The following is a 16,106-nucleotide window of genomic DNA, read 5'->3' as shown; positions in this document are numbered from 1 at the left end:
CGTGCTTCTCATTCTCATCGGCGCGCTGGGCACCACTGTTCTGGTGCTGCGCGCCGGAGAGCGCGTTGAAGTTGTGAAGATTACGGAAGCGGTGCCCGCGGGCAAGCGCGTCCCGCAGAGCGCGATCGAATCCACGATGGTCGCCAAGGATTCCGGTGTCGAATACGTGACCTGGGATCAGCGTGATCTGCTCTCCACCGACTACTGGGCCGCGACGGACCTCACCGAGGGGTCGCTCCTCGTCGGGTCCATGCTGACCGGCAAGTCCGACATCACCGACGGCAAGGCCCTCGTCGGCCTCAACCTCAAGGACGGTCAGTACCCGGCCGGGCTCAAGGCCGGTGACACAGTCGCCCTGTACCGGGTCGGCAGCGACGCCGCCAAGTCCGGTTCCGGCAGCTCCGATTCCACCGGCTCCGGCACCTCCGGCGACAACGTGCTCGTGCAGAACGCACGGGTCAGCGAGGTCGCATCGGCCGACGGCGGTGAATCCATCAGCAGCGGTGACCTCCCCGTGTCCGTGCTCGTCAGCCAGGACGAGGCACAGCTCGTGACGCCCGCCGCCTCCGTCCAGGAAGTCGCCGTCGTACGCGTGCCCAAGAGCGCCAACTGACAAGGGCGCCGGGGGACTTGGCGTCCTCCCGGCGCAGCTAGGGACAGGGACAAAAGGACATGGCGCTCATCGCTCTCGCCGCCGACAAGGGTTCGCCCGGGGTCACCACCACTGCCGTCGCGCTCAGCGCGGTCTGGCCGCGCCGGGTGCTGCTGGCCGAGGCGGACCAGGCGGGCGGGGACCTGGTGTACCGCAGTGCCGCCGCGCACGGCGGACCGCTCGATCCGAACATCGGCATGCTCTCCGTGGCCGCCACCGCACGCCGCGGTCTGGTCGCGGAGCAGCTCTGGGACCACGCCCAGCCCATGTCGGGCGGGCTCGACGTCCTGGTCGGGCTGGGCAGTTCGGAGCAGGCAGCGGGCCTCAGCGGGCTCTGGCCGACCCTCGGCCGCGCCTTCACGGGGCTCGCCGACTCCGCGCACGGCGCCGCCGACGTGGTGGCCGACTGCGGCCGTATCGGTCCGGACTCGGCCGCGATCGAGATGTTCGGGCAGGCGGCCCTCGTGCTGCTCATCGCCCGTACCGAGCCGGAGCACCTCGCCCGCATAAGGGACCGGGCCTCCGCCCTGTCCGCCAAGCTGCACGGTTCGCACCGCGGTGCCGCGCAGCTCGGGCTGCCGCTCATCGGCGTACTGCTGATCGCCGAGGCCGGTAACAGCCGTATCGCGGGACAGGTCAACGACATGCTGGTGGCGGCGCAGGCGGGTGCCCGCGTCGTCGGCACCATCGCGTACGACCCGGCGGGCGCCGACCAGTTGGCGGGGCGCAAGCGCGGCAGGCTGGAGAAGTCGCTGCTCATCCGCTCCGCCCGCAAGGTCGCCGGCGATCTGCACCAGCAGTTCGGTGCCGCCTGGTCGGGGCCGTCGGCGGTGGCCGCGGGCGGCCAGGGCGGGTTGCCCGCCGGCGGGCAGGCAACCCAGGGCCATGCGCCTCAGGGTCACGCCACTCAGAGTCACGCCACTCAGGGACATGCGCCTCAGGGCCACGCCACTCAGGGCCATACAACTCAGGGCCATGCGCCTCAGGGGCAGGGTCACGCCGGTCAGCAGGGCCACGCGGCCCAGGGCGGCCAGGCCCACGCCGGTCAGCACATGCCCCGCGGCGGCTACGGCACCATGCCGCCGGGCGGCGGCGGTTCCGCGGGTGAGCAGCGGTGAGCGCCGGCACCGGACAGACCATGGGCCGGGGCCGCAACCTCGGCGGCTCCGGAGGCCAGTCCCGCAGCGACGTCGACCACTCCCTCGTCAAGCGGTTCCGGCAGGAGGCCGGTGACCGTATCGCCGAGCAGCGGCGCATGGACCAGTCGTCCGGCGTCGCGCCCATGTCGACCGAGGACGAGCGCCAGTACGCCCGCGCGGTCATAGCCCAGATCCTCGAGGACTACGCCCGCTCCGAGATCAACCACGGGCGTACACCGCTGGACGCCGAGACCGAGGAGGCGTACGCCGCGGCCGTGCACGCCGCGCTCTTCGGCGTCGGCCGCCTCCAGCCGCTGTTGGACGACCCCGAGGTCGAGAACATCGACATCAACGGATGCGACCAGGTCTACGTCGGCTATGCCGACGGCCGCGAGGTGCGCGGCTCGGCGGTCGCCGAGACCGACGAGGAACTGGTCGAGCTCATCCAGGTGCTCGGCGCCTACTCCGGTCTCTCCTCCCGCCCGTTCGACTCGGCGAACCCGCAGCTCGACCTCCGGCTGCCGGACGGCTCGCGTCTGTCGGCCGTCATGGACGTCACGCGGCGCCCGGCGCTCTCCATCCGCCGTGCGCGCATGGGCAAGGTCTTCATGTCCGACCTCGTGGGCAACGGCACGCTCACGCCCGAGGTCGGCAACTTCCTCGCCTGCGCCGTACGGGCCCGCAAGAACGTGATGATCGCGGGCGCCACGAACGCCGGAAAGACCACGCTGCTGCGGGCGCTCGCCAACGAGATCCCGCCGCACGAGCGCCTCATCACCGTCGAGCGCGCACTCGAACTCGGCCTGGACACCTTCCACGACCTGCACCCGAACGTCGTCGCGTTCGAGGAGCGGCTGCCCAACTCCGAGGGCCAGGGCGCGATCAGCATGGCCGAGCTCGTACGGCGTTCGCTCCGTATGAACCCCTCGCGCGTCATCGTCGGTGAGGTCCTCGGCGACGAGATCGTCACCATGCTCAACGCGATGTCGCAGGGCAACGACGGCTCGCTGTCCACGATCCACGCCAACAGCTCCAGCGAGGTGTTCAACCGCATCTCGACCTACGCGCTCCAGGCGAACGAGCGGCTGCCCATCGAGGCCAGCCAGATGCTCATCGCCGGCGCCATCAACTTCGTCGTCTTCATCGAGCGCCGCAACAACTACCAGAGCGGCGGGCGGCTGAGCCGCACCGTCAGCTCCATCCGCGAGGTCAACGGCGTGGACGGCCGCGTGCTGTCCAGCGAGGTGTTCGCGGAGATGCCCGACGGGCGGATCGTGCCGCACGCGCCGATCACCTGCCTCGATGAACTGACCGTCCACGGCTACCGGCCGACAGGGACCTGGGGGTGACCTGAGCCGTATGAGTTCCCTTACCTCGATGGGCGGGATCTTCTCGCTGCCCGTGCTGTACGCGCTGCTGTGCGGCGTCGGAGCCGGCGGAGGCATCGCGCTGCTGATCGCCGCGATCCGCGGGCTGCCCGCCAAACCCGAGCACGAGAAGGCCAAGGCGAGCGAACGGGCCTCGGAACTGGCCCGGTTCGCCTCCCGCCGCGGCTCCCTCGCCGTCGGTGTCGGCCTCGTCGTGCTGCTGCTGACCCGCTGGCCCGTGGCCGGCGTCGCCGCGGGCATCCTGGTCTTCACCTGGGACAAGCTCTTCGGCGGCGCCGCGGAGGAGCGGGCCGCGATGCGCCGGGTCGAGGGCCTGGCGGCGTGGACGGAGTCGCTGCGCGACACCATCGCAGGCGCCGTCGGTCTCGAACAGGCCATTCCGGCCTCGGCCCGTGCCGCGACACCCGCGCTGCGGCCGCACCTCGACGCGCTCGTCGACCGGCTGCGCTCCCGTACGCCGCTGCCCGACGCCCTGCAGCATCTCGCGGACGAGATCGACGACGCGTCCGCCGACATCATCATCGCCGCGCTCATCCTCAACGCGCGGCTGCGCGGCCCGGGTCTGCGCGAGGTCCTCGGGGCGCTGGCCAAATCGGCCCGCGAGGAGGTCGACATGCGGCAGCGCGTCATGGCGCAGCGCTCCAGCACCCGGCGGAGTGTGCAGATCGTCGTCGGTGTCTCGATCGCGTTCGTCCTCGGACTCTCGGTCTTCAACCGGGACTTCGTGGAGCCGTACGGCACACCGGTCGGGCAGGTCGTCCTGGCCTGCGTGTGCGGTCTGTTCGCGATGGGCTTCTGGTGGCTGCGCAAGCTGTCCAGCATCGACACCCCGGACCGCTTCCTGGTCCGTGAGCAGCCGGCGGTCACGTTCGTCCGGCCGCGCTCCGGCGCACCCGCCGGTCAGGGCGGGGCACAGCGCGGCCAGTCCGTCCCCGACGCGCAGGAGGAGGTGGCGCCGCGATGACCGAGACGGTGCTGATCGGGGCGCTTTTCGGCCTCGGTCTCTACGTACTGATCCGGGCGCTGATGCCGTCCCGGCGCAGCGCGGTGTCCGCCGTCGCGCAGATCGACGCGCTGCGGGCGCGCGGCACCACGCACGCCGCGACCGACCAGAAGGGCGAGGGCGCGGGCCGGCTCGCCCCGGTACGGGCCCGCATCGGGCAGCGCGTCGCGGAGATCTACCTCCAGCAGGGCTGGGAACAGCGGTCCCTGCGCGCCGACCTGGCGGTGCTGGGTCGCAGCTGGGAGTCCTTCCTGGCGACGAAGGTCCTGCTGAGCGCGATGGGCCTGTTCTTCGGCCCGCTCGTCTTCGCCGTGGTCTGGACGCTCGGCTTCGGCAGCGGCCCGGTCATCCCGATCTGGCTGGCCCTCGTCTTCGCCGGGATCTTCTTCATGCTGCCGGACCTCGAGGTCCGGCGGGACGCGGCGAACAAGCGGCGCGACCTGAGGCGCGTCGTGGGCGCGTACCTGGATCTGGTCTCGATGAACCTCGCGGGCGGGCGCGGCCTGCCCGAGGCGCTGATGGCGGCGTCCGAGGTCAGCGACGGCTGGGCCCTGCGCCGTATCCGCAACTGCCTTGCGGACGCCCGGATCACGGGTACGAGTCAGTGGCAGGCGCTCGGGAACCTCGGTGGGGAACTGGGCGTGGAAGAACTGAAGGACCTTTCGTCGTCGCTGGCGCTCGTGGCCGACGACGGCGCGAAGGTACGGGAGTCGCTCGCCTCGCGTGCCGAGACGATGCGCCACCGTGAACTGGCGGAGATCGAGGGGGCGGCCGGTGAGAAATCGCAGTCGATGCTCGTGGCCCAATTGCTGCTGTGCGCGGGCTTCCTGGTGTTCCTGATCTTCCCGGCGGCCATGCGCGTGTTCCAGGTCTGACATGTTCTTAACGGTCCGGCCCGGCGCCCGTATGCGTCCCCTTCTCACCCCACACGTCGAAAGGACACACGAACCATGAACTCCGAATCGCGTATCGGCGGGCTCGGCGGACTGCGCCGGCACCCCGCTGTCGACTTCCTTGTCACCTTCCTGAGCGCCCGGGTCGAGCGCGCCCGCTCCAGTGAGACGGACCGCGGCGCCTCGGCGGTGGAGTGGGTGATCATCTCGGCGGTCGTCGTGGCGATCGTCGGCGTGGTCGCCGCGATCATCAACACCGCTCTGAGCGACGGCGCGAACAAGGTCGGCGACTGCATCAAGGGCGCCAACGCCAGCAAGACCTGCTGAGGCTCTTCGCTGCGGAACGGGGGTGCGGGCGGCGGTTGGTGAACCGTCCGCTCACCGAACCGGCGGTCGGGGCCGGGCTGTTGAACCGTCCGCATGCCGAACCAGGCGTACGGGGCGGGGCTGTTGAACCGCTCTCACCCCGAACGGGAGTGCAGTGCGGGGCTGTTGCAGTGACCGCCCGCCGAACCACCCTGCGGGTGGGGGCTGCGAGGCGAGCACTGCCGAGGCGAACGGTGTCGAGACACCGCTCACCGATGTCATCAGGAACACAACGGGGATTCGCATCATGAGACGCACCGAGGCATGGCGCGGGCCACGGCCGCGCCGCCGTGCCGCAGGCGGCGCTGTGCGCGCCGCCGTACGCCGCCGGCTGGACGCCGCCCGCGGCGACAGCGGCGTGGGTGTCCGCACGGCGTGTGCAGGCCAGGGGCGTGCGCACAAGGGCGGAACGTGCGACGGCGGAGCACCTGGCCCCGGGCCGGGTCGTACGCGCTGCGGCGAACGCTGCCGCGGCGCGCGGCGTACGAACGATCGCGGCATGACGGCGATCGAATTCGTGCTGCTGACCCCCGTACTGTTCTTCATGATCTTCGCGACGGTGCAGTTCGCGTTGTACTTCTTCGCGGACCACGTCGCCCAGGCGGCGGCCCAGGCGGGCGCGCGCGAGGCCCGCGCCCAGGCGGACGAGAACCCGGGGGGCTGGCGCGGCCTGGCCACGACCAAGGCCGACGACTACATCGAGCAGCTCGGGCCCAGCCTCCTGATCGGCCCGGAGACGCGTGCCATCGCGCCTGAGCCGGACACGGTGGGCATCGAGGTCGAGGCGGATGTGCCCTCGGTCTTCCCGGGTCTCGACCTGACGGTGTTCGCGCAGTCGCGCGGCCCGGTCGAGCGGTTCGTGGAGGACTGAGGACGCATGGAAGAGGTAACGACGACGCGGTTGCGGGACGAGCGGACGACGACCACGCGGACTGCGACGACGGGCTCCTGGACGGATCCGGCCGAGCAGCCGGGGCAGGAATCCGTACCGGGCCAGGACGCGGGTCTGTCGACGGTCGAGGTCGTCATCCTCGCCCCGGTGATGATCATGTTCATCCTGGTGCTGGTGGCCTTCGGCCAACTCGTCGACGGCCGCGGTGCCGTCGACGGCGCGGCCCGCGATGCCGCCCGCGCGGGCTCGATCCAGAAGGAGCTGCCGACCGCCATGGCCGAGGCGCGCAGGGCGGCCGAGGCGGGGCTCACCGATGTGTGCGTGGGCGGCGTCGAGGTCAGGAAGACCAGTGCGGGCTTCGAACCGGGCGGGCTCTTCACGGTCGAGGTCAGCTGCGAGATCCGCGGACTCGGCATGCTCGGCCTGGACATCCCGACCGAACTGACGGGCCGTTCCACCTCGCCCCTCGACCCGTACCGGAGGGCAGCGTGAACCGACTGCGTGTCAGCACCGCGCTGCGCTCCGCAGGGGCGCGTCTGGACCCGCGGGCCCGCATGGACGACCGCGGATCGGGCGCGGCCGCCGTCATCATCTTCGCGGTGCTGTTCCTGACGCTGGCCGCGTTCGTCGTCGACGGGGGTCTGTCGATCTCCCAGCGCGAGCGGGCAGCCGACATCGCGGAACAGGCCGCCCGTTACGCCGCCCAGGACCTCGATCAGGAAGCCCTTCGGGCTAACGGGGGCGCCCCGATCAACTACCAGAACTGCGGCGCGCGGGTGCAGGCGTTCGTCCGGGAGGAAGGTCTCTCGGGTCACGACGTCGCGGGTGCCAGGTGCCTTGACGGCTCGCCCGAGTTCGTCGAGGTCGAAGTCCAGTTGACCTACCAGCCGGTCCTGACCGGGCTCTTCTACAGCGGCTCCCTTACGGTGCGCGGCGAAGCGCGTGCCGAGGTCCGTACGGGCTGAGGGGCCTCCCGGCAATCGAAATTCGGTGGCCGAGTAAGCGTTGTGCAGTCCAGCAGAGTCACCTCCGAACCGACCACGAACGCAACGGGAGCACTTACTCGATGAAGATCCGATTCGCAGGCGCCGCGGTTGTGGCAACGGCCGGAATCCTGCTGCTGTCCGGGTGCGGAAGCGACGACGACGGCGGCAGCAAGGCCGGAGACAAGATCGCGGGCGCGGACAAGAAGGACAAGGAGCCGCCGGCTTCCCCGTCCGCCGCGGAGAAGGGCGCACCGAAGTTCGATCTGCCGTCGGACGTCAAGGTCGTCATCGACGCCGACAAGACGGGCGACAAGGCGAAGGACGAGGTCCTGAAGGACCACGGCTACGCGCTGATGGGCATGGTCGAGTCCTTCGCCAAGGGCAAGACCACAGACAACTTCAACCGCTATTGGGCGGAGCAAGCTCACGCAAAATACGTGGCGAACTTCAAGATCTACAAGGACGATGGCGCCACAGTCACCGGAACCGACCGTTATTACGGCCGCGAGGTCAAGTCCGTCGAGGGCAACAGCGCGCTTGTCACCTTCTGTGAGGACCAGAGCAAGGTCTTCGACAAGATCGTGAAGACCGACAAGGTCGAGAAGACCAAGCCGAGTTTGAAGTCCTTCGTCGAGCTCCGTGCACAACTGAAGAAGAGCGTCACAGGTGAATGGCAGGTCATCGACGAGCAGCGCCTGGAGAGGAGCAGGTCATGCCAGCAGGATGCCTGAGGCAGCGTTCAGCAGGAGTCGGTTTCGCGCTCGCTCTGCTGTTGGGGATCGCCACCTGGACTGCCGGAGATGCAGCGGCGGATTGGGAGAGGAGAGGCAAGGAAGGCCAGGCGGATTCCAAGAGCGGCGACGGCGCCATCGGCTCCCAGGTTCAGTTCCATGTGACGAACAACGGCAGTGGCAAGCCGATGAACAGCTCCAGCTCCTCCTGGTCTCCACCGGTGTGCTGGTTCGAGCCGCGGTACACCAACGAGGAACTCGCCAAGCACAACAAGGAACTCGAGGGCAAGGGCCCATTCGAGGGCATCGACCACGACACGGCGGGCCGTCGGAAGGAGGAGACGGACGCGCACAAGGACAAGAAGGGGATGTGGTGGGAACGCACCCCGGTGATGTCGCCCCGCGAGTGCGAAATCGGTGAGCTGTGGATCTGGGTCGAGCCTCGGGACCCCGCACCCCCCGAAGGCGCGGTCGATCCCGAGATTCTCGCCGGCCTCGCGTACGACCGCACGAGGCTCCCGGCTCCGCCGGTGGAGCTGCGGCCCGGCGCGGGCAACCAGATCGTCAACCTCGGCACCCAGGTCAAGTTCGCCCAACCCCTGGACCGCGTGTGGGTCACGGCGAGCCTCAACAACGCCCAAGCAGGTGTGAACATCGCAGCGACCACCGTCGCCACGCCCAGCAAGCTGCGAGTCAACGCCGGCACGGAGTACGCCGATCCGCAGACCTGCGAGTACGACCTGGTGAAGGGCAAGGGCGGCTACGAGGTCGACAGCAAGGGCTCGGACTGCAACATCGAGTACAAGAAGTCCTCGGGCGACGGCACGTACACCCTCACGAGCGAGCTGGTCTGGGACGTCCACTGGACCGCATCGGCCGACCCCGACGGCGCTCCTCAGCAGCCGGCCATGCCGGACGGCCTGTCGACGAATGAGCAGGACGTCACCGTCAAGGAGGTCCAGGCGATCGTCCGCTGACCGCCCCGGCACCGGGTGCTCGCCATGAGGCCGAGCACCCGGTGCCGGACCAGCGTTGTGCGGCCCAGCAGAGTCGCCTTCGAAACCGATCACGAACGCACAGGAGCGCCAGTCCGATGAAGATCCGATGTGCCGGAGCCGCAGCCGTGGCAACGGCCGGAATTCTGTTGCTGGCCGCGTGCGGGAGCGACGACGGCGAAAGCGGAAGCGGGGCCGGAGGCGAAACCGCGGGCGCAGCGAATAAGGACGACAGACCGTCGGCATCCCCGTCATCCGTGGGGAAGGGCACACCGGAGTTCGATCTGCCGTCGGACGTCAAGGTCGTCATCGACGCCGACAAGACGGGCGACAAGGCGAAGGACGTGGTCCTGAAGGACCACGGCTACGCGCTGATGGCGATGCAGGAGGCGTACGCGAAGGCGGAAGCCACGGGCAACTTCGACCGCTATTGGCGTCACGAAGCCGCGGCCAAGTTCCGCGCGGTCTTCGGCGAGTACAAGAAGAGCGGCACGACCATCACCGGAACGGACCGGTTCTACGGACGGGCTGTGATGTCGCTCAAGGGCAAGAAGGCGCTCGTCACGTTCTGCGAGGACCAGAGCAAGGCGTTCGACAAGGACGTGAAGAGCCGCAAGGTCGCCAGAGACGAGCCCAGCCTGGACTCCTTCATCGAGATTCGTACGGTGCTCGAGAAGGGAGGCGCCGGCGACTGGCAGGTCACCGAGTACTTGGGTCAGAGGGGGAGCGAGTCATGCCGAAAAGACGCCTGAGCGAGGGTGGAGGTGGATCCCTTCACCACCAAGCAGTTCGGCGAGGGCCTGCGCTCGACGCAGTACTGGACCACGCCGTGGGTGACCTGATGATGACGGTCAAGTTCGGATAGCGGGTGGAGAAGGCCGGTGTCGACTTGTGCCTTTACACCTCGACGAACGACCCCAAATGGCTGGCGGCGCACCTCCGCGAGGTCGACGCGTTCGCCCGGAGTCTGCGGATCGCGGGGGTCGTATGACGGCGGGACCGCGATGGTGAACCGTGGGCCTGTCCGGTAACCCCAGTCGGGCGGAGCCGGTCCAGGACGGTTGACATTCTGCCGTCGCCGAGCAGGAGTGGAGCGGTGCGCGCATGGCCGCCAAGTGTCAGACCCCTGAAGTAACTTGAGACTTCGCGAGCACGAACATGGCATTTTTGGAGAGGGATTCGTGAACATCCGTAGCTGTTTCGTTTCCGCCACGGCATTTGCTGCCGCTGCCGGAATCCTGCTCACCGGATGCGGCGAGGACGGCGAATCCAAGGATGACAAGATCGCAGGGGCTCGCAAGGGCGACACCACGTCGGCGTCGCCGACTGCGCAGGCGCCCGACGAGGCCGATCGCCCCAAGACCACGTTCCCCAAGGGCGTGAAGAACGAATTCGAAGGGTGGAAGACGGGAGACAAGACGAAGGATGCCGTCCTCGCCGACGTTTCGCAGACAGTGAACGCGGTCGACTACGCCATCCTGAAGGGAGATGCCAACTCCCCGACCGTCTCCTACTACCGCCAGGGTGAAGCCGCGGCCAGCGCCTCCAAGTGGATCCAGGCATGGCTGGACGAAGACCTCACATTCGTTGGAACCACCCGCTATTACGCACCCAAGGTGCAGATGTCGGGCAAGAATTCTGCGGGCGTCGTCTACTGCGCGGATGAGAGCAAGGCCTTCAACAAGAACCGGAAGACCGGGAAGGTGGACAAGTCGCCTTCCGGTGAGAGCCCGTACGTGCTCTACAACACACGTCTTCAGAAGAGCGGCAAGGGCGTCTGGCAGACCACCAAGGTGCTGTCGAAGAGGGGGGACAAGTCGTGCGCGTGACCAAGCGCTCCGGGAGTGCGATCGCCATCGACGCCCTCGCGATCTCGGGCCTCCCGGCCACGAACGAAAGGCGTGGCTCCATAAACGTCTGGGTGAGATCAACTCACAAGAAATCGCCACGAATTGTGCGGATGGCCGTTGCCGGAGTGACAAGCCCCGTGCAGTAGCGTAGGTGTTCCGTATGTTTGCGTACTGAAGGGGAATGCTTTGCAATCCGGGAGTCTGCGCGTAGCTGCTACGGCCTTCGCTGCCACCGCCGGTATCTTGCTGGCCGGGTGCGGCGGGGACAGTGAGCCGAAAGACGGAAAGATCGCTGGTGCCGAGCAGGGTGGAGGGGGCAAGGCGTCCAAGTCGCCGAGCGCGTCCGCCTCAGCTGCTGCCGACCGCCCGAAGATCAAGCTGCCGTCCGACCTGAAGCACGAATTCGAGTGGGCCAAGACCGGTGACAAGGAAAAGGACGCGGTCCTCCACGACACCGAGCAATACATCATGGCTATCGATATGGCGATCGCCGAACAAGACCCCCTCCACAAGGCGTACGGCTTCTACTCCGAGGGAGAGAGGGCCGCGGAAACGCAGAAGTACGTTCAGGCTTACGTCGACGAGAAGGCCCGCGCCACCGGCACTGTTCGCTACTACGATGCAACGGTGACGGTCAACGGTGGAAGCTCCGCCTCGCTCGTTTACTGTGAGGATCAGGGCAAAGTCTTCGATATGTACATCAAGACCAGCAAGGTCAACAAGACGCCCGTGACCAAGAACAGTTACGTACTCTATGCCGCGAAGCTGCGTAAGAACGAGTTGGGCGTTTGGGTCACTGAGGACCTGAATTCGGAACGGGGGAGCGCCAAGTGTCAGTCATAGCAAGCCGGTTCGGCATCACGACTGTTGCGGCTGTGGCAGCCGGTATGGTGTTGCTTTCGGCCGGCCCGGCGGTGGCTGGAAGGGAGATCGGTAGTGGCTCCCAGGGCACGGGAGGGGATACTCATACCTCCGGCGACGCCAAGGGCGATGGCACGATCTCTGCCGCCGTGGTCTTCGATCGTTCCAAGAACGGTTCGGGTTCCAGGGCCGGTGCCGTCACCCCGGTCGGAAACTGGTCCCCGCCGGCCTGCTGGTATGCGCCCAAGTACTCGCCCGCCCAGTTGCAGAAGCACTTGGAGCCCATTTGGGAGGCCGGGTCCACCGGCTACGGGTGGGATGCGGACCAGCGTGACCGATATGTCAAGGGCCATCCGTACAAGGACTTCAACAAGGACAAGGCCGGGGACGGCTATTGGTGGGACTCGTATGTGAACAAGAGCTACCCGCCTGGCTGGGACTCCTGCAACAAGCCGTATTTCTGGGTGGACAAGGGGGACCCGCCCCCGGCAGACGCCCCTGAGGCGGTAACCCCGGAAATCCTCGCCGGGCTCGCCTATGCCGAGATTCGCGTCCCGGATACCGATGTCGAGATGTCTCCGACCCAGAACCAGACGGTCAACCTGCCCACTTGGGCCTGGCTGGACAAGGCCCAGTTCAAGCCGGTCTCCGTCACAGCCTCCGTTCCGGTCCTCGACATCGAGGCAACGACGACGGCAACGCCGGTCTCTCTCAAGCTGGAGCCCGGCACCGCAGACGCCGAACTCCACCCGGCCTCCGGTGAATGCCCCATCAACAAGGACGGCAGTATCGGCACCCCCTACACCAAGGGTTCAGGTGACCGGACACCGCCTTGCGGCTTGACGTACCTCCGTGCCTCTGGGAGCGACGGCTCGTACGAGTTCAAGGCCACTGTCACCTGGAAGATCAACTGGGAAGGGTCAGGCGGAGCGGGCGGTGAACTACCCGACGGCACCTTCGGTACCACCCAGGACGTCACTGTCCAGGAAGTCCAGTCCATCAACCGCTGAGCCGGCGCAACGACCCAGGCCCCGAGGCCATTGCTTTGTGTCCGTCGAAGGCGGACGCTGCTCGGTGGTCTCGCGGGCCGGAGAAAGGTGGTCAGCAAGCCTGGAATGGATGCCGTTCGCCGCACTCGAACTGCATCGCTGAGCAAGGCCGGGGGCGGTCGTCGCCGCGCCTGCGACTGACTAGGCTCATCACATCACCATCCAGCCCGACCACAGGCGACCCACAACGGCAAAGGCATAGGAACCCCGCCCATGGCGTCCAGCAACCCAACTCCCGTCCGGATCGGACGCCGGCGCACCGCCGGTGACTTCGTCAAGGCGTTCTTCGCGTTCATCGCGCTGTCCGTGCTGCTGTTCGGCGTGCCGGTCGCGCTGGCGTCGCTGGTCGGCTGGCCCCTGCCGCGTTCCATGCCGTCACTCGACACCTTGCAGCAAGAGATCACCACGACCGTCTTCATCAAGGTGCTGACGGCGGTCGTGTGGGTGGCCTGGGCGCAGTTCACCGCGTGCGTGCTCGTCGAGGCCAAGGCCGAGCTGTCCGGCGTGGGCGTGCCCACGCGCATCCCGGGCGCCGGGCCGAGCCAGATGCTCGCGCGCCAACTCGTCGCCGCGCTGCTGCTCGTCGGCGCGACCGCCGCGAGCCTGACGCCCGGCCTGTCGCAGCTCGGCCAGAGCCTCGAGGGCAATCAGCGCCCGACCGTGGCCGCCGCCCAGCAGACGCCCGGCCAGTTCGCGGCGCAGCAGGCCGAGGAGGCCGCCCAGCAGGCGGCCGAGCACCTGGACAACACCAAGGTGCAGGGCGGGCAGAAGGCCCGTATGGAGCAGAGCGGTACGAAGTACTACCGCATCCAGCCCCCCGAGGGCCGTCACCACGACTCCCTCTGGGAGATCGCCGAGCGCCACCTCGACGACGGCCGCCGCTACAAGGAGATCTACCAGCTCAACAAGGACCGTGTGCAGCCCGACGGTTCGCAGCTCTCGCAGGCCAGCCTCATCCGCCCCGGCTGGATCATGGAGATGCCCGCGGACGCGCACGGCGGCGAACTCGTCGAGATGCCCGACGAGTCGCCGAAGGTCCCGGAGAACGTCCGCGAACAGATCGCCGACTACCAGCAGTCCAGCCCGAACGCCCAGAAGCCGGGCGGCGACCACGTGACGCAGCCCATCGCCGTCACACCCGAGGCGCCGAGCACGCCCGAGCGGGCCCCCGCCGACCCCGGCCCGGCGCAGTCCGGCGAACACGCCGCGCCCGCCGCCGAGTCCGGCTCGTCCTTCGGCCTCTCCGACGCCCTCATGGGCTCCCCGCTGCTCGCCGCCGGTCTGCTCGCCGCGCTCGGCCGGCGCCGCCGCGCCACGCTGTGGCAGTCGGCGATGCGCGCGGTCGGCGGCCGTACGCCCGATCTGGCCACGCCCACCGGCGCCGCCGCCGACGTCCAGGACTCGCTGTTCGTCGGCGCCGACCCGGACGCCGTACGCGATCTCGACCGTGCCCTGCGCGGGCTGGCGGCCGCTCTCGGCGCCGAGTCCAAGACGCTGCCGACCGTGTACGCCGCCTGGCTCACCGAGGCCGAGCTGCACCTCCAGCTCGCCCACCCCGCCGGACAGCCGCCCGCGCCCTGGCAGTTGGGCCAGGACCAGACGTTCTGGAGGGTGCCGCGCGCGGACGTACGGGCCCTGGAGGACGTGGAGGACGCGGCGGCGCCGTACCCCGGCCTCGTCAGCCTCGGCACGCTCGACGACGCCCGCCTGCTGCTGAACCTGGAGGCCGTCCCCGGCATCGTGTCGCTGTCCGGCACGCCCGCCGACCGTACGGCGGTCTTCGCGTCCGTCGCCGCCGAACTCGCCACCAACGGCTGGTCGGACCGGCTGACCGTGACCCTCGTCGGCTTCGGCGCCGAACTCGGCGCCCTCGCCCCCACCCGCATACGGCACGTCGAGGACGTCGACGCCCTGCTGGAGACCATGGAGGCCGAGACCGGCCAGCGTCGCCGCGCTCTGGGCAACGCGGGCCACGACTCGGTCCTCACCGGCCGTACGGGCCAGGCGCAGCACACCCAGTGGGCGCCGCACCTCGTCCTGCTGGCCGCCGAGCCGACCGACGAGCAGGCCGTACGCATCGCCGAACTCGCCGCGGACTCGGGCCGGTTGGGCATCGGCTACCTCGTTGGCGCCACCGACGACGGCATCCCCGGCGCCACCTGGGAGCTGGAGATCACCGCCGACGGCCGTCTGCTCGCCCCGCTGCTCGGCCTCGAACTCACCGCCCAGCGGCTGCCGCAGGAGCTGCACGCCGCCGTGGTCGAGCTGTTCAGCTCCGCCGACTTCGACCCGGACGCCGAGGGCGAGGACGGCGGCGAGGGCGGCGCGCCCGCGGACCCGTCCCGGCTCCCGTTCCTGGTGGACATCACCGAACACGGCCGGCCCGCGGTGTACGCCCGACTGGTCGGCCCGTACGAGGTCATGGGCCTCGACGACCCCGACGGCGAGCGCAGCCCGCTGCTCCACGAGGCCCTCGCCATGCTGCTGCTGCACCGGGAGGGCGTGCACCCGCGCGTCCTGGCGTCCGGCCTGTGGCCGCGCGGCGCGACGGAGGACGTCCGGGACGCGCTGATCGAGCGGCTGCGCACCTGGCTGGGCCAGGACGAGGACGGTACGCCGCGTCTGCGCGCCGACGACACCGGGCGGCTCACCCTGGCCTCGTCCGTGGTCTCGGACCTGGACGTGCTGCGCACCCTGCACCACGAGGCGACGGCCGGCCGCGGTGCGCGCCGGGCGTCCGTACGCGAGCGGCTTCTCACTGACGCCCTCGCGCTCGCCCGCGGCCCGCTGCTGGCGGACCGTCCGCAGGGGCGTTACGGCTGGCTCTCCCACGAGATCATCGAGGCCCAGCTCCCGCTGCTGGTCGCGGACGTGGCGCTGGCGCTGTCGGCCCACCACCTGGAGGCGGACAACCCGTCGGCGGCCATCGAGGCCCTCAACACCTCGTTGGTGTCGGCCCCGGCCGACGAGCGCCTGTGGAACGAGCTGCTGCGCGCGGTCCACGCCACCGGCGACACGGGTCTCCTCACGTCCACGGCGGACGCCCTGATCGAGCGCAACCGCGCGCTCAGCGGCGGCACCCGCGGCCTCCCGCCCCGCACGGAAGCGCTCCTGGACGAACTGCTCCCGACGTGGCGCACGACGGAGGCGGCGGCGAACTGACCGCGCGCTTCGACGGCCGTTGGGCCCCGTCCCACTGGGGACGGGGCCCGAATGCCGTAGCGGACGTTCTCGCGGTGCGATGCCGGTACCGCTTCGTCGGCGGCCCGTCGGCCGGTGAAGTTACCCGTCACGACCGGGG

Annotated in this window: 16 protein-coding genes and 1 pseudogene; all 17 read left to right on the top strand. The window is 69.1% G+C overall.

Features of this window, described 5'->3' with window-relative positions; translation table 11 throughout:
- Nucleotide 1 precedes the first annotated feature (1 nt).
- The 17 genes and pseudogenes from ABZ822_RS01925 (at nt 2) to ABZ822_RS01845 (ending at nt 15,967) form a co-directional block, all read left to right on the top strand.
- Complete coding sequence (locus ABZ822_RS01925; RefSeq protein WP_360845724.1) at nt 2-613, top strand: hypothetical protein; 612 nt, start codon at nt 2-4, stop codon at nt 611-613.
- Between the two features lie 59 nt (nt 614-672).
- Nucleotides 673-1,479, top strand: a pseudogene (locus tag ABZ822_RS01920) (hypothetical protein); the annotation flags it as partial.
- A gap of 311 nt (nt 1,480-1,790) precedes the next feature.
- Nucleotides 1,791-3,140: an ATPase, T2SS/T4P/T4SS family gene (locus ABZ822_RS01915; RefSeq protein ID WP_360846936.1), complete on the top strand. Its 1,350-nt coding sequence runs from the start codon at nt 1,791-1,793 to the stop codon at nt 3,138-3,140.
- Between the two features lie 10 nt (nt 3,141-3,150).
- Nucleotides 3,151-4,143 (top strand): type II secretion system F family protein, encoded by a 993-nt coding sequence (locus tag ABZ822_RS01910; protein WP_360845723.1) that lies wholly within the window; start codon nt 3,151-3,153, stop codon nt 4,141-4,143.
- Nucleotides 4,140-5,057 carry a type II secretion system F family protein gene (locus ABZ822_RS01905; protein WP_360845721.1) on the top strand — a complete coding sequence of 306 codons (918 nt, stop codon included), beginning with the start codon at nt 4,140-4,142 and terminating at the stop codon, nt 5,055-5,057. Before ABZ822_RS01910 ends, ABZ822_RS01905 begins: the two co-directional genes overlap by 4 nt.
- Before the next feature lie 75 nt (nt 5,058-5,132).
- Complete coding sequence (locus ABZ822_RS01900) at nt 5,133-5,402, top strand: hypothetical protein (protein ID WP_360845719.1); 270 nt, start codon at nt 5,133-5,135, stop codon at nt 5,400-5,402.
- Between the two features lie 538 nt (nt 5,403-5,940).
- Nucleotides 5,941-6,312, top strand: a complete 372-nt coding sequence (locus tag ABZ822_RS01895) for a TadE family protein (protein ID WP_360845718.1) — start codon at nt 5,941-5,943, stop codon at nt 6,310-6,312.
- Between the two features lie 6 nt (nt 6,313-6,318).
- A complete protein-coding gene (locus ABZ822_RS01890) occupies nt 6,319-6,825 on the top strand; it encodes a TadE/TadG family type IV pilus assembly protein (protein ID WP_360845716.1) in 507 nt (168 codons plus the stop codon).
- 62 nt (nt 6,826-6,887) lie between these two features.
- On the top strand, nt 6,888-7,298 hold the full coding sequence (locus ABZ822_RS01885) for a pilus assembly protein TadG-related protein (protein WP_360846933.1): 411 nt from the start codon (nt 6,888-6,890) through the stop codon (nt 7,296-7,298).
- Nucleotides 7,299-7,399: 101 nt separating this feature from the next.
- Complete coding sequence (locus ABZ822_RS01880; RefSeq protein WP_360845714.1) at nt 7,400-8,050, top strand: hypothetical protein; 651 nt, start codon at nt 7,400-7,402, stop codon at nt 8,048-8,050.
- Nucleotides 8,032-9,027, top strand: a complete 996-nt coding sequence (locus tag ABZ822_RS01875) for a hypothetical protein (RefSeq protein ID WP_360845712.1) — start codon at nt 8,032-8,034, stop codon at nt 9,025-9,027. Before ABZ822_RS01880 ends, ABZ822_RS01875 begins: the two co-directional genes overlap by 19 nt.
- Nucleotides 9,028-9,302: 275 nt before the next feature.
- On the top strand, nt 9,303-9,797 hold the full coding sequence (locus ABZ822_RS01870; RefSeq protein ID WP_360845710.1) for a hypothetical protein: 495 nt from the start codon (nt 9,303-9,305) through the stop codon (nt 9,795-9,797).
- Nucleotides 9,798-9,913: 116 nt separating this feature from the next.
- A complete protein-coding gene (locus ABZ822_RS01865; protein WP_360845708.1) occupies nt 9,914-10,036 on the top strand; it encodes a hypothetical protein in 123 nt (40 codons plus the stop codon).
- Nucleotides 10,037-10,226: 190 nt separating this feature from the next.
- Nucleotides 10,227-10,874, top strand: a complete 648-nt coding sequence (locus ABZ822_RS01860; RefSeq protein ID WP_360845706.1) for a hypothetical protein — start codon at nt 10,227-10,229, stop codon at nt 10,872-10,874.
- A gap of 207 nt (nt 10,875-11,081) precedes the next feature.
- Entirely contained in the window at nt 11,082-11,738 is a 657-nt protein-coding gene (locus tag ABZ822_RS01855) for a hypothetical protein (RefSeq protein ID WP_360845704.1), read from the top strand.
- Nucleotides 11,726-12,766, top strand: a complete 1,041-nt coding sequence (locus ABZ822_RS01850) for a hypothetical protein (RefSeq protein ID WP_360845702.1) — start codon at nt 11,726-11,728, stop codon at nt 12,764-12,766. Before ABZ822_RS01855 ends, ABZ822_RS01850 begins: the two co-directional genes overlap by 13 nt.
- A 252-nt stretch (nt 12,767-13,018) precedes the next feature.
- Entirely contained in the window at nt 13,019-15,967 is a 2,949-nt protein-coding gene (locus tag ABZ822_RS01845) for a bacterial transcriptional activator domain-containing protein (RefSeq protein ID WP_360845700.1), read from the top strand.
- Nucleotides 15,968-16,106 lie beyond the last annotated feature (139 nt).

Origin of the sequence: Streptomyces sp. NPDC047108 (assembly GCF_040643575.1) — a bacterium.
GTDB lineage: Bacteria > Actinomycetota > Actinomycetes > Streptomycetales > Streptomycetaceae > Streptomyces.
This window is presented reverse-complemented; position numbering and strand designations above follow the sequence as displayed.